At 54.9% G+C, this 13,347-nt stretch carries 11 protein-coding genes; 1 reads left to right on the forward strand and 10 read right to left on the reverse strand.

Annotated features, from left to right (window positions below):
- Window positions 1-47 precede the first annotated feature (47 nt).
- Genes pilV through K3169_RS05020 form a run of 9 tightly spaced genes read right to left on the reverse strand, consistent with a single transcriptional unit; the run spans window position 48 to window position 10,406 of the window.
- Entirely contained in the window at window positions 48-1,376 is a 1,329-nt protein-coding gene (gene pilV, locus K3169_RS04980; RefSeq protein ID WP_317633753.1) for a shufflon system plasmid conjugative transfer pilus tip adhesin PilV, read from the reverse strand.
- Entirely contained in the window at window positions 1,373-2,305 is a 933-nt protein-coding gene (locus tag K3169_RS04985; RefSeq protein WP_263270408.1) for an ATPase, T2SS/T4P/T4SS family, read from the reverse strand. The genes pilV and K3169_RS04985 overlap by 4 nt, the downstream gene beginning before the upstream one ends.
- 2 nt (window positions 2,306-2,307) lie before the next feature.
- Window positions 2,308-2,832: a type 4 pilus major pilin gene (locus K3169_RS04990; RefSeq protein ID WP_231672450.1), complete on the reverse strand. Its 525-nt coding sequence runs from the start codon at window positions 2,830-2,832 to the stop codon at window positions 2,308-2,310.
- Between the two features lie 37 nt (window positions 2,833-2,869).
- Window positions 2,870-3,961 carry a type II secretion system F family protein gene (locus K3169_RS04995; RefSeq protein ID WP_263270411.1) on the reverse strand — a complete coding sequence of 364 codons (1,092 nt, stop codon included), beginning with the start codon at window positions 3,959-3,961 and terminating at the stop codon, window positions 2,870-2,872.
- Complete coding sequence (locus tag K3169_RS05000) at window positions 3,954-5,588, reverse strand: GspE/PulE family protein (protein ID WP_263270413.1); 1,635 nt, start codon at window positions 5,586-5,588, stop codon at window positions 3,954-3,956. The genes K3169_RS04995 and K3169_RS05000 overlap by 8 nt, the downstream gene beginning before the upstream one ends.
- Window positions 5,585-6,187, reverse strand: a complete 603-nt coding sequence (gene pilP / locus K3169_RS05005) for a type IV pilus biogenesis protein PilP (protein WP_263272219.1) — start codon at window positions 6,185-6,187, stop codon at window positions 5,585-5,587. The genes K3169_RS05000 and pilP overlap by 4 nt, the downstream gene beginning before the upstream one ends.
- Window positions 6,177-7,535 carry a type 4b pilus protein PilO2 gene (pilO2, locus tag K3169_RS05010; protein ID WP_263270415.1) on the reverse strand — a complete coding sequence of 453 codons (1,359 nt, stop codon included), beginning with the start codon at window positions 7,533-7,535 and terminating at the stop codon, window positions 6,177-6,179. The genes pilP and pilO2 overlap by 11 nt, the downstream gene beginning before the upstream one ends.
- Window position 7,536: 1 nt before the next feature.
- Complete coding sequence (locus K3169_RS05015) at window positions 7,537-9,270, reverse strand: PilN family type IVB pilus formation outer membrane protein (protein ID WP_263270417.1); 1,734 nt, start codon at window positions 9,268-9,270, stop codon at window positions 7,537-7,539.
- Window positions 9,270-10,406: a TcpQ domain-containing protein gene (locus tag K3169_RS05020; RefSeq protein WP_263272221.1), complete on the reverse strand. Its 1,137-nt coding sequence runs from the start codon at window positions 10,404-10,406 to the stop codon at window positions 9,270-9,272. Before K3169_RS05020 ends, K3169_RS05015 begins: the two co-directional genes overlap by 1 nt.
- 176 nt (window positions 10,407-10,582) lie before the next feature.
- On the opposite strand from K3169_RS05020, the gene K3169_RS05025 reads away from it, so the two are divergent.
- Window positions 10,583-11,113 carry a hypothetical protein gene (locus tag K3169_RS05025; RefSeq protein ID WP_263270419.1) on the forward strand — a complete coding sequence of 177 codons (531 nt, stop codon included), beginning with the start codon at window positions 10,583-10,585 and terminating at the stop codon, window positions 11,111-11,113.
- A 276-nt stretch (window positions 11,114-11,389) separates the two neighbouring features.
- Here K3169_RS05025 and K3169_RS05030 read toward each other — a convergent pair whose 3' ends face one another.
- Entirely contained in the window at window positions 11,390-13,345 is a 1,956-nt protein-coding gene (locus tag K3169_RS05030; protein ID WP_263270421.1) for a DEAD/DEAH box helicase, read from the reverse strand.
- Window positions 13,346-13,347 lie beyond the last annotated feature (2 nt).

Genomic DNA, 13,347 nt, shown 5'->3' on the forward strand with positions numbered 1-13,347 from the left:
CCGCCAAGAATCCTGTTTATGTCCAGTGACATGTGGAAGCTATGTAATCATTTTATGCACATAGCTTTGCACCAATGATCGGTACCGCTTGAGAGTATTGTTTCTACGAGGGTGAATCCGGATGTAGGATTACCATTGATTTCACATGCTGCGTTACCAACTCCTGACTGCTGGCCGGTAAGAAAGCAAGCGGTGAATTCTCCCATGTAGGTGTTACGGATTCCAGACCTGTTGCCGCCTGCCGTGTAGGGGCCCCACAAAGCGAGTTTTTCTGAAGAAGCCCACAAGCCTGATTGGCAAGTCAAAATAAAGCCCTGAGAGTTCTTACTTACAAGCCCCGTTTTTTCGCATGCTGTCCCTTCAACCGCTACGCTGGCAATATCGATGAATTCTCCAACGGTGGTCCGCCCTGTGGATGTGACCGTGCCGCCACGCACGTTACCCCCCGTATAGAGGTTCTTGTCGCCGTAGACCCGCACCCAGTCCGAGTCACTCATATACCAACCACCCCCCCATTTTTCGCTGTACCAGCCTGTATTGCCTTGGGTGCGAAACCAACCCCCTGTGTAGGTTTCCCCAGATATTCGAGCTGTTGCGCCAGTCAGGTTAGCCACAGCATTTACGGAGCGTGCGTTAACGTCCCCTACAGCATTGACGTTGCCACCTACAGTCACCGTGCCTGAAGCGTTCAAGGCGGCAACATCATTGACGTTATTCCCTCCCATACTGAGTGCCGTATTCATACGGTTGAGCTCAGGTTTACCTGGAATAGCATTGCGGTAGAGGTAGTCATTGGCCAGTGTCCCATCCTGGAGGAACAAGGCACTCGCGGTATGGCCAACGCCCGGATTTATTCCGTAATTGCTCAACGCAAGTTGCCAGCCACCTCGGACACCTTGAATGATGCCGGTGTTGTTGTAAGGGATGAATCCTCCCGGCGCGCCAACGTTCTCTGCAATTTCCCTGGTTCCGATCTCGTCAATTGCCTCGCCGCCAGTTGTGATCACGATGGATTCCAGTTGGTTTACGTTGACTCTGCGGGCGAGCACCACAAACGTCTGTCCAAATGCGTTCGTGTCGCTGAAACTTGCTGGCAGGTAATTGGTGTTGCGCAACATCTGTGGGGTTATCTTCGCGGGTGTCGTCGTGCCGGCAGAAGCGTAAATCGTTGCGAAATTGTCCTTCAGATACTTGGCGGCAGCGCCTGCTACCTGCTGCTGTTGCTGGGCCGCAATCTGATAGTTTTGCGAGTCCATCTGCTTCGCCATAAGCGAGACGCCGATGGCGGACATGATTGCAAAAATGATCAGGCCGAACAGTAGCTCGATCACAACGAACCCGTGCTGCGAGGTACGTATAGGCTTGAGACAGTTCATCCCCAGATGCTCCTGTTCGATTGGTGGTCCACATCCTGTGCCAGCATCGCGATCTGATTTGATCGGATCTTCTCCCGTATACCAGGTCCGTCCTTTCCTGTGAGGGACAGGCTCTTGATCTTCAAATGTCGCATTGAACCTTGGCCTTCCAAGGCAAGAGCAATTACCGCCACCAAGCCCTGCGACAAGATTGACCGGACGTTGCTGATTTTGGGTTCGGCCAGCGTTGCTACACGTTCTATCGCTTGGGGTACGCTACCCGCATGCAACGTGGTGACGATGAACACGCCATTTATTGCCGCGCGTACTGCCTGGACAGCCGTTGCTGTGTCCCGGATCTCGCCGATTAGCATCATGTCGGCACCTGTACGAAGTCCTCTGAGCAGAGCTTCCTCATAGCCGCCGTTGCGCCTGGACACTTGCATCTGGATGCATCGTCCAGAGCCGTGAGGTCCGTTCAAGTCTGTTTCAGTCGGATCCTCTGCAGCCAGAGCGATTCCTCCGCAAGCCTTGAGTCTGGCGATAATCAGAGACGCCGCGCTTGACGTCTTGCCTGTGCCCATCTCGCCGCAGAAAATCACCAGCCCCCGGACGTGCTCGCTCAGTAAAGAGTCCACCAAATCCTCTGGAAAGCCGAGCAAATCAAATGGTCGCAGCTGTGCGTTCGATTTTCGCAGCACGAACACGGCCTGCCCGAAAGCGTCCGGAATTTGAGTGACGCGCAGGACCACTCCATTTTTTTTCAGGGAAAACTCGGGATCCTGATGCAGCTCATAATATTTGAGACATTCGGCGCGCAGCACCTGAGCATCTTCCGCCCAGCTGGCCGGAGCCTCGACACGTCGGCTATCACCTTCCAGGCCTTTAACGTCCGTGAAGTCTGGCCCCAGATAAAGGTCAACAAAAGGCGTGTCGATGATCAGGCTCATGCTCAGTAGGCCGTCCAGGCCAAGGTGTTACTGTCAGTTGAGCAGCCGCTCGTAGCAGCCGCTGAACTCACTTCGCCGCTCACGGCGGTACCGCCGTTGATTGAGGTCGAGACCTTTTGTCCACGGCCGATCTTCGTGGCCAGCGTCACACAGGCATCCTGTGGCAGACCCGCCTCAGTAACGGTGTAGGTCATGCCGTTGGCAACCACAGTGACTTGTCCGCTCCAGGCGTTGTAAAGCTTGCCGTCTGAATAGGACATATTGGGAAGTCCTCTTATCGAGTTGAGCTGGGTGATCAGGTCGGTTCCTGATGCGCCGTAGCCTGTACTGCCTTTGAGCTTGCGGGTATTGGCGATCAACTGTCCTACGTTGCCTTGCTCATTGTTGACGTCCGAACTGCCCATTGCTCCCCAACCGTTGTAGAGGGCATAGCCCATCCCGATCAGGATGACGATGAGAACGAAGAGCAGTTCAATCGAGACATACCCGATCTGGCGAGCCCGGGCTGAGTGAGTCAGTTTTTGCATGTGACTAGTCCTAGATATGTGGATAACGGTGTGGTGCTCAATGGGTCATGCCTTGGGTGGCATTGCCGGTCATGCTGTAGGCCCCGACCATGACCAGAATCATCAATAAGCCGATCAGAACCATCGATATAAGCGAAAGGGTTTTCGCGTAACGCTCCACCTGCTTGAGTGATATCTCCAGCCACCTCAGGCTGTAGCGGTGTATCGCTGCAGAAAAGCTTTGAGTAGTTGAGAGGACAATCAAAAACTGGATCGCCTCGTGATCCGGGAATCGGTAGCCGGACAAGTCCAAGGCCTCACCGAAGTTCTTACCCATCCGGACCCCGTAGTGAGCAGCTTCCAGGCGCTCACGCAGCCATGGATTAGCGCCGCGCTTGAGAGTGTCCAAGGCTTCGAGCGGATCAATGTTCGCTCTGAGCATGACCGCGATGTTCAGGAGGAAAGTAGAGCCATGTAACGCCTTGTAAATTGACCAGGGCGGTAGGATCTCCAGGCGTGTCCGCCAAGGCCCCCGAAAATAAGGGAGCGTCACCACGCTGGTAACAATCAGCATAACCACGAGGCACAGAGTCAGTAGCCCCCAGTTGGTGACGAAGCTCGCGATCATATGCAAGAGCATTGGCGCGCCTGACCAGCTCTCAGGATTGGAGGAGCGGCTCATGGCGGGCACAACACGAGTGGCCACAACATTCAGCAGGTAAGCCATGAGGCTCCAGACAAATGTTGGATACAGAGCCGTCGACATTACTAGGCTCATCACTTTCTGACGGGCCTCAATGATGCGTACACAGTCACTGAACGCCTGAATGAGGTTGCCGGATTGCTCGCCGGCACTTATCACCGCGTGCTCCTGATAGGGCACCCAGTTGAGACATGCCTGAGCCAGTGTCTTGCCTCCTGCCACTGCTCTGCCGATACCGTAGCTCGCAAGAGATATAGGGTGCTGCGTGCGACGACCTCCATCGCTGTAGATCGATCCTATACGGTCGAGCGCCACATCGAGAGGCACGCCGTTTTCCAACAGCGCGGTCATGCTCTCGTATAGGCGAATACGCTCCTGGCCTCCGAACTGCATGTTGTAGAAGCCGTTGACGAGTCCGGTCCAAGCGTCTATCCCCCGACTAAGCATGAGCGTCTGTCTCAGCCGTTTCGGGATCGAGCATATAGCTGTCGAAATCCAATGGTCCGACTACCGCTTCTGCCATGCGCGGATCGATCAGGCCGGCATTAACCTTTATGAGCGTGTGGGCAACTTTCGTGATGCCGCCCATCTGCTTGACCCAATAGTTGCGCGCGGCACTCGGGCCTTTTTTGCGGATGATTTCCATGAACCGGTGTGTGGGCAAAATCATCTCGGACACAACGGTCCTGCCGTTAACACCCATGCCTCTGCAATGGGCGCAGCCTGGGCCTACCAGATAGACTTGATCAATCTGAGTGAGCTTCTTCAATCGCTCAACTAACTGCGCGTCCAGGGTGTGGAGATGGCTGCGAGCTGGCACCCTGCAGTTGTGGCAAAGCGTTGGCAGCAGTGACTGATTGATCAGCCCAGCCATTAGTGCTGGATCAGTAATCAGGCTTTCGTCAGCACCCATGTCAATGAGGCGGGGGATGGCTGCCACTGCGTTGTTGGTATGTAGGGTGGACAACACCAGGTGCCCTGTCATACCGCCGCGTAATGCGGCTTTGGCTGATGCCAGGTCGCGAATTTCACCATACATCAGAATGTCCGGGTCCAAGCGCATGCTGTTAGTAATGGCTTCGTCCCATGTCTCATTGCTGTTGAGAGGGGACTGGTTTGCGCGCATTGGATATTCGGGAGGATCCTCAACCGTAAGGATGTGTTTGGTGCCTTTGGACTCCTCAGCAAGGAGGTTGATCTGCACCTGCAGGGACTTCGATTTCCCTGAGCCTGTTGGGCCGGTCAATAGAATCACGCCGTAAGGGAGGCTTCTCAGGCGTTTAAAAAGCAAGATCTGTTCTGGCAGAAAACCTAGATCATCTACAGACTGTTTCTGTTGGTCATCATAGATTAGTCGCAAGACCATCAACGGACCGTCGACCAAAGGTCTGGTAGCTACACGAGCGCCGAACAGTCCGAGCTGGTCGACATAGGTTCGAGCCAAGCGCGCGTCCTGACGGATCTCTGGCTGGTAGTAACCCTCGGACTTAACATCGCACATCGAGTTGTAGAGCGAAGAGCAGAGCTCGTTGCCGATCGTGCTCTGGATTTGGCCATACTCGTGCAGTAGGCCGTGCTCGCGAAAAGAGATGTGCGTGATTTCATGGCCAACGATGAAGTGCACGTCTGACGCACCCCGTGCGTGCGCGGCTCCGATGATCCGAATCACTTCCTGTTGACGTTGAGTGCTGTCTACCGAAGATCCGTCGTTTGATTTTCCCGCGTTTTGATAGATAGATCTGATATCGCTGAGTGTGCTGCTCACGACTTGGAAGGAAACACCGGCCCGGTCCAGACGATCCATGAATGCAAGGACGTAGGGGTCGTGCAGGTGCTGGGATGAAACCATCAAGTCGGCATCATCTGCCAAGGTCGCAGGTTCTATCAGAGCTACAAGCTGACGCAACTCGGCGGTGATGTTTCCCCACTGCTGGCCATCCATGGTTAGGATCCTGCCCATCATTTCTGGTTTCGGCGCGATGGTAAGGGGCGTGATGACTACGCCTGGGCGGTTGATTTGAGTCGCCGCGGGACTAGGTTCAATAATGGGCTCAATACGCTGCGCTTCACTCATCTCGGCAGCTCCTGCGCTTGATCGAGCAGCTGAGTTATGGGCGAAGGCTCACCAGACGTCATGGGTGCGAGTGCTTGCGAAGACACCTGCGGCGCGTCAAATTGCGCGATGGGAGGCCTAGTGGAAAAACCTAGAGGGAAACGGCGACCGTTATGTCCCAATACAACGCTGTCCAGAGTAATGCTGATGACCTTGTAGCCGCCCGGGAGATCTGCGCTGGCCATGGATGCATCTACTTCGAATCCAGTGGCGTAGAGCAAGGTGGCGTGCAATGCGTTATTCGCTCTGAACACCGTTTTCACCACAGGGAGCACTGTTTGAGCGGTGCTGGCCTGGGCCGGTGGGCTGAGATTGCTCTGACGAAGCTGGCCGATATTCGATGGTGGAGTTTTCGCGCCGTTAACAATGTCTTCCTGGGCTCGAGCGCGCGCCGCCTGTGCAGCGAAGAGCAGCGTTTCACTCTGTACCTGGGATAGCTCGCCAATGTTGATTCGGCTGAGGTCGGGCGTAGATTGCTCGGCGGCTACAGCTACGCCGCTTGCAGCGATCCAGATCAACAGAAGGTTCAGCAGAAAGCGTGGTTGCGTGTTAATGCACATAAAGATCACCGATGACATCCCAAGTTAATTGACCGCCTTGCAATGTGGTTTCGATTTCTCGAAGGCGCATGCCTGTGTGCTGCACCCTGTGAAGAACTGTCGCGGGGGGCAATCGGCTCGTATACCGGATCTCAAAGTGTCGATAATCCGGAGCTGGTGGAGGCGGCGGCGCAGGTTGCCCAGGCAGAGCGGGTTGTTGAGCGGGAACGACCGGGACTTCTTTGATCTTCGGCTTCAGGTCTTGGGCTTGCAGCCAAGACGTAATGCTGTCGAGCGCCCCAGTGGCTGGGGTAAGGGTGTCATCGCCCGCCAATGGCAGTTCAAGAGCGAGCTTGAGAGCGGCCATATTGCCCTCATCGTAAAAAGCCGGGGTGTCAGCAAAGTGACCCACCGTTGCGTTGCTCAATCCCAGCGAAGTACTGTTACCGGTGCGCCTGTAATTGGCCGACACCAGAACGCCGTCGCATTTGGCTGACACAAACAGCCAACCCGCGATGGCCAGAGGCAAATCGTCAATCGCACCGTTGCAGCCTTGTAGAAAGACAGGTACCGATGGCTGTTTCACCCAGGGATGCACCAGCGCTTCGATGACCACTGGAGAGTTTGTGCGTTGATTCAGCGCAGCAAGTTCCGCTTGCTTGGCTGCCTCTACAGCTAATTGAGCTTCACGTGCGATCAGCAACTGGTGCTCATGCCATTGGTGCCAGCCAATGAGGCAACCCACCACGACGGCTCCCACGGAGGCGACCTTCATCAATTCCCGACTAGACAGGCCGAATGCAAGCGGTGTTAGCTTGTATTCACGCTTCAGTTTGGAAGGATGCAGAAACGCTTGTGCGTCAAAAGGCTCGCCACCCCGATTAAACTCCGGCGGCAAAAACACTCTATCGAAACTCATTGCCCTGCCCAGCTGCTGGGCAACTTTTCGATTTATTTCCTCAGAGCTGCCTACAAGGTCAGCACCAGGGATGACCGCGCCGCGGAACACTGCAACCAGAGCGTAACGGTCCTCGGCATCCTCGATCTTCCAGGCAGCAAGCCATGAAGAACCCAACTGGCCTGCCAGCGAGGCAGCCAGCGAGTACATGCCCTTAACCGCCCCGTCATTCTGCGAGACGAAGCCTGCCTGAATAACCGATTCAGTGTGACGAATGGCGACGATGTCCATCTGCTGGACACGACCAAACTGCCGGGCTTCCTTCATGTAGCCAGTAAGGCTACCCAAGGGATGCCACAGGAGCCCTGTCACGAAAGATCGCCCGTGATAGGTAAGAATCTGGACTTTGCCGTCACTGGTAACTGGCGTGCGCGTAGCGCGCTTTCTGAGCATGGAGAGTGGGTTCGCCATGTCAGTTGGTCACAATGGGTGTGATCAGCACAACCAGAAAGCTCTGAGACGAAGTACGGGTGCGTCCACCGCCTAGCCCGAAGAACCCGGGCGACCCGGTGCCAATCTTGTCGGTGTTGTCGCTCAACTCGTCGAAGCCTGAAAGGATCAGCGTTTGACCGCTGCGCAGTCTCACTTTTGGAGATAAGCTCTTGGCGTCGTAATTAGGGATTTGGACGCTGGAGCCATTGCTGGTGAATGGCTGGAAAGTAGGCTTTGAGCTCATGTTGATGGTGATCATGAGCAGCATTTCGTCGTCATCCATGAGTCGCGGCTGCAGTGTCATGTTGAACCCAGACGTGATCGTGCCAGGCGTGATCGCCGTGCTGGAGCCCACTGATGCAGTAGTGTTGGTCTGAACTGACGGGATGTAACCTTGGACGTTACCGATCTGCAGCGGCGCTGGCTGTAGATTCAGCGTGGTCACTGATGGTGAGCGCACATTCGAGATACGTGCTTGTTCTGCAATCGCCTGAATGATTGCATTGGAGCCTGCCCATGCCGAATTGGCCGTATCCACAATTCCGACCGATCCAGAGATCGCGCTGGAACTGATACCTGGGACGGTGTTTGAGAGGGATAAGCCCCACTTTGTGCTCAGCGAGTTATAAACGGCTGACCAGTTCAAAGCCAGTTGATCGGTGTCATTCAGAGTGGCCTCAAACACCCTCACATTGAACAGCACTTGTTGAGTGATCGAGTGATTGGTCTTGGTCAGGTAAGTCTCGATGTTTGAGAGCACGTCGGGCCGGTCGGTCACCGTCAACGTACCGGTCGAGGGTGACAGATACATGCGACCTGCAGGCGAAGTGCTTAGCATGGATCGCACGTTGTTCTGGATATCGGTCAGGATCGAAGTGTTGAGTGTGACCGTCGTGCTCTGATTGCTACCCGAGTCGCCTGAAACGCCTGAGGAGCTGCTACTGGACGACGATCCGCCAGATGTTCCGCTTCCAGTGCCAGAGGATGTCGTCATTCCGGATCTAACAGTGCTTTCGATTTTCTGCACGTCTCCGAAGGCGTAAACGTCAAATACCCGCGTGTCGAAATAGCTGACTTGCACCGTTCGAGATGTGGGGTTGAATTTGTAGGAAAGTCCTAGGCGAGCGGTAACGTCATCCAGCAAGCCTGAGGCTTTGCCTGAGTAACGTAACCCACTGATCACGTTTGGCGTCAACGTGGACGCGAAGTCAAAGGAGTTGTTCTGCGAGGCTCTCACAGTACTAGGCCCGCCAGTTATGCCAGCGGGCAACAGTCCAGCTAGGCTATCGGGGTTGGGAGCCATGCTTACGGCAGGGGCATTACTGGCCTGAGTTTGCGGATTGGCGTTGAGCAAACCTGGATTCAGCGCATCTGGTGAAACCATTACAGGTATACCGCACTGGCTCGTGATGTACTGGGCAATTTCAGCTATGCCGACACTGCCTGCAGGCCTGTAGGCCACCTCACAGTCAAATTTGGTGGGGATGCCTCGTCTGGCAGTAACCGGTTGAGTAGAAACCCAAGGTTTGTCGCTGAATATCACCGTATCCCGGCGTTCCTGCTGTTGCTTGTTCCGCAGGATCGCTGCGTACTGGCCCGCCGTTTCAGCGGTTGCCTCTGCCCGCGCTGCGGCTTCATCTACACGTTGCACCGAACAGGCCGAAGCCAACAGAGCTGCGATACTCAAAGTGGTCAAACGAGTGACTGGCTTCATTATTTGCGCCTTTCCGATACGTGCAAAACGCTCTGTCCCTGTCCTTCACTGCCGTCGACGACGAAGGATCTTTTCGCGTTGTCGTACAGTGGGAAAATTTGGCTGATCGCCGAGCTGAAAGAGCCTGTGAACCTCAAGGGCGCTTCAATGGGGTAGTCCAGGTCCTCGGGTACCCAGATCACCTGCCAACCCGCACGCTTTGCCCAGTCCTCGACGGACTGACGCAATGTGCTGCCTACTGGCGCTTCCCAGTGTTGCTGGAGGGCAACAGCCGCAACGGGGGGCACCACCGGCTCAGGCTTCACCAGTCCGGGGCTGATAGAGGCCACTGCCTTGGATACTGGCGATGGTGCCGAAGGAGTTGGTGTTGTCTTCGACTTGGCAACTGCCGTTAGCTTTAGCTGAATCGGGGTGCCTTCCTTGGCTCGGGAGCTGATGGGGGCTGCTAGTTGCTTTGCGGGCTGCGTACCGCTTTTGACTGGCGGGAGTGACCCAGGCGTTGAGTCCTTGCTGAACGGTGCACCGGTCGCCGGGGCTGTGAGAACAGTCACCGGTGAGGTAGTGCTTGCTACTGAGGCTGATCCAACGCTGACGGGAAGGGAGGTTTGAGCCACCGCAGCAGGTTTTGGGGAATCCGGAAGTTGGTAGCCTGGCCGCAGTACGAAACAGACCCCACGAGTTACCTCGTTGACCTTCACTTGCCAGGCCGGCCCTGCAAGTACCTGGAGCGTATCACGCAGCGTCATTGGCCCAAGCTTGTACTGAGCAGCAGGAAGCGGCCTGGTGTACAGAATGTTGACGTGTTCGGTACTGGAGGGACAGAGCGAGTAGCCGGAGCGATCGACAACGTACTGCATCGCGTCCTGCACCGAGGGACGCATATTCCCAGGGATGCTGACATCGATGATCTGAGACATCAGATCTCGCTGTTCGGCCCCCGGTGAAGTATTGACTACGGTGTAACGGCTATACCGGACGTTCGAGGCATCTGCGCCCTTGCTACCCTGGTAGAGGTCAGGCGTCAGCAGTTCGGGATTGCGACTCTCGTCGATTCCTGAGGAAACTGCTTTCGTCTCTTGTTGAGCACAACCCGCGATCAGCGCGAGCACGGAAATAACTGACAGCTGCCTGATCATGTGTGACATGGCCCCATTTCGTGATGGTGACCAAGTTGCCAGTACAAACCAATAAGCGCAGCCTTAAACCCTAAACAGATGTGGAGGGTTTCGTGGACTCTCGAGTTCTAATTGTGAAGAAAAAGCGAACCTGTCAATCTTCGCCAATTTTAACGGATTCTCGCAAAGGACCTTGAATGCCTGCCGACCACCCAGCCCCATTTACCTATGGAGGTGTTCAGTACCATTTTGACCACCTTGAACCCATGACAATGAAGCTGACGCTGGCACAGGGCGTCGTCATATACGCCGAGATCCGTTACAAAACCCACTGCTACACCCGTGAGTTAGATCCCGGCGAACTAGCGGCGGATCTGGTTCGCCATGATGACCAGTATGGCAATGAGAGGTATTTTTGTCCGGTTCGGTACGCCCTCAGTCACCAGCTTTTTAACTGGATTGGCGCTTGGTGCTACCAACTCTGTATCTACCAGCCTAAACATGGCGAGAACTACATAATCGTGGAGACTTCAGCAGGCCAGTCCGTAAAGGTAGCCTTCAGCATCGAAAAACATGACCATATACCTACCGGCTTAATGATCTGGATTAAGACAACCCACCCGTACAACAAGTCTACGCCGGTGAAGGCAACTCGCTCCAACAGCTTTCCATTCAACACGCTTGCCAAATCCATGGCGCACAAAGGGACCAGGCCGAATAAAAAGTAAGACAGATAGCTGATTTCGAAGCAAAAAAAAGCCGCCCCTAAGGACGGCTATTCTTTGAAGCTATTCCGGGCGCTCTTTAAACCAGTGGTGTCTGGAGCCCTCTAGAGAGGTCGGCAGATAGAATTCCCACACTTGTTGGTGTGTGATCCCCGCGCACATCTATCTGCTATCAATCCTACCCCAAATAATAACTATGTCAACCAAGCGTAGCGTTTCTGATAGCAAAACGGCCAAAACTCAGCCGCTTATGGCGCTCCGAAATATTGTCAGTTTGAGTCAGGCAGTCAGTTGCGCTAAGGCAATCTGGGCCTTTTTGACGTCATCAGGCTCGATCAGATCCTGAGCAAGAGCGCGCTTGTCCATGAGCATCTGCCAAAGTTGCTGGTCAATGGTGTCTTCCGCCAGTGGGATTTTGACAACTACCATTCGCAGCTGCCCATTACGGTACGCCCTGTCTTCGGCTTGGTCCTGCAGCCCTGGTGTCCATGGCAGGCCCAGGAAAAAGACATAGTTGGCCGCTGTCAGGTTGTAACCCGTACCGGCTGCAGAACGGGTCCCGATAAATACCCGGCTGTCAGGGTCCTGCTGAAAGGCATCAATTGCTTTCTGGCGTTTTTTGGGAGAGTCACTGCCCACCAACGTTACACAGCCAATACCCATCGTGATGCAGTGATCCTGCAAAGTAGCGACGGTTTCCTGATACTCGCAAAACAGGATCATCTTGTCGTCGACGTCGAGCTCCGCCATTAGATCCACAACGATGCGTACCTTCACGCGTTCCAGCAACTGACGCAGAGCCCCCAATCGTGTAAATCGATGAGTGTCACTGCGGATGATCTGGTTGTATTCGTCACGCTCAACCTTGTTGAGGATCACTGGGACAGTCTGTCGTTGTTTGCCCTTCAGACCGGGCAGCACGTCCTTACGGCGGCGAAGCATCCAGTCTGAAATTTCGTGACGAAGGGTCTTACGAAACTCAGGACTGCCGGCGAATCGTTCGCAGAATTCATTGAGCGGCAGTTGGCCAATCGGATGCCCTGAAAGCCTGAGCAGTGTATGCAGCTCCGCCTCGCGATTGAGCACAGGCGTGCCCGTCAGCAGATAGCGATTTTGCACCTGGGCAGCGATATCGAAACCGTGGCGTGTCCAAGCGGCTGTGGGCTCTTTGAGCCTGTGGGCCTCATCGATGACCATCACAGCGAAACAGCTCGCATGCATCACGAAGTCGCCCAATCGCTCGTAGTTGACGATTATCCAGCCTGCTTGTGCATCGAATATTTGCAGGGCGATTTTAGCCTGAGGGAATACCATGAGGATCTCGCGCTGCCAGTTGATGATCAGGCTGTTGAGCACAATCACCAGCACCGGTTTGCCCTGTGCGCGAATGCCTGCGGCAATCACCGCCTGTCGAGTTTTACCCAGCCCCATGTCATCGGCCAGCAGGGCGCTGGTGCGCTGCAGCAGGTGTCGAATCCCCGCTGGCTGATGATCCATAAGCGAAAAGGCTTTAAGCGCCTTATCAATCTCCGAGTTTGTGAGCTCTGTGTTTTTGATTGAGGGAACAGAGGCGAGGTAGATGCCTGAGTCAGCTAACTCCTCTTCGGTTTTTGTCGATTCAGGAGAGTAGCCGCCAAGACTGATGCTGGTGACTTCGCGCACCGGTGATACGGATCCATCGGTCAGCAGCTCTTGCAGCGTATCCAGAATCTCGAATTGCTCCTCGGACAGGCCTAGTTCCAGGATCAGGTTGCTGCGCACCAACTCTGCCGAGCCTTGGACGCGCCATGCTTTACCCGCCGACAGATACACCCCGCGCATACGTTTGGCGATAGCAACAGCTCCAGGGTGAAAGTCGCCCGACAGTATTACGCCACCTTCTGCCAATGGTGCGAGCCGGAGCTTCATCCCCCACGTGAATGCGTCACGGTGGGTATCAGACTGAGCAGCTGTAATCCTGTCTCGGAATGATTGCCAACTTTCAATGTGTTTGCCTTCAGCGAGCTCGGCCAATTCACGATATAGCAGGTCTAGCTCATCGAGCAGCTTGGCCTTTGGAACACGCCAGAACTGATTCAACGGGTGATCAGATCGGCGTATAAAAAAACCACCTCTACGCAGCAACAGCTTGCTCGCCCCTTCGAGATAACTCAGTGAAAGCCCAAAGTCGTAACCGTCGTAGATGGCTTTGCGCAGCAGCACTGGACGTTTGTTCATCAATCGAGGCGATGACATTC

The organism is Pseudomonas phytophila (assembly GCF_025643095.1).
GTDB lineage: Bacteria > Pseudomonadota > Gammaproteobacteria > Pseudomonadales > Pseudomonadaceae > Aquipseudomonas > Aquipseudomonas quasicaspiana.

What these genes read in the sequence shown, in the direction of transcription:
- pilV (WP_317633753.1), bottom strand. Translation starts at nt 1,376, where the DNA reads ATGAACTGTCTCAAGCCTATACGTACCTCGCAGCACGGGTTCGTTGTG.
- K3169_RS04985 (WP_263270408.1), bottom strand. Translation starts at nt 2,305, where the DNA reads ATGAGCCTGATCATCGACACGCCTTTTGTTGACCTTTATCTGGGGCCA.
- K3169_RS04990 (WP_231672450.1), bottom strand. Translation starts at nt 2,832, where the DNA reads ATGCAAAAACTGACTCACTCAGCCCGGGCTCGCCAGATCGGGTATGTC.
- K3169_RS04995 (WP_263270411.1), bottom strand. Translation starts at nt 3,961, where the DNA reads ATGCTTAGTCGGGGGATAGACGCTTGGACCGGACTCGTCAACGGCTTC.
- K3169_RS05000 (WP_263270413.1), bottom strand. Translation starts at nt 5,588, where the DNA reads ATGAGTGAAGCGCAGCGTATTGAGCCCATTATTGAACCTAGTCCCGCG.
- pilP (WP_263272219.1), bottom strand. Translation starts at nt 6,187, where the DNA reads ATGTGCATTAACACGCAACCACGCTTTCTGCTGAACCTTCTGTTGATC.
- pilO2 (WP_263270415.1), bottom strand. Translation starts at nt 7,535, where the DNA reads ATGGCGAACCCACTCTCCATGCTCAGAAAGCGCGCTACGCGCACGCCA.
- K3169_RS05015 (WP_263270417.1), bottom strand. Translation starts at nt 9,270, where the DNA reads ATGAAGCCAGTCACTCGTTTGACCACTTTGAGTATCGCAGCTCTGTTG.
- K3169_RS05020 (WP_263272221.1), bottom strand. Translation starts at nt 10,406, where the DNA reads ATGATCAGGCAGCTGTCAGTTATTTCCGTGCTCGCGCTGATCGCGGGT.
- K3169_RS05025 (WP_263270419.1), top strand. Translation starts at nt 10,583, where the DNA reads ATGCCTGCCGACCACCCAGCCCCATTTACCTATGGAGGTGTTCAGTAC.
- K3169_RS05030 (WP_263270421.1), bottom strand. Translation starts at nt 13,345, where the DNA reads ATGTCATCGCCTCGATTGATGAACAAACGTCCAGTGCTGCTGCGCAAA.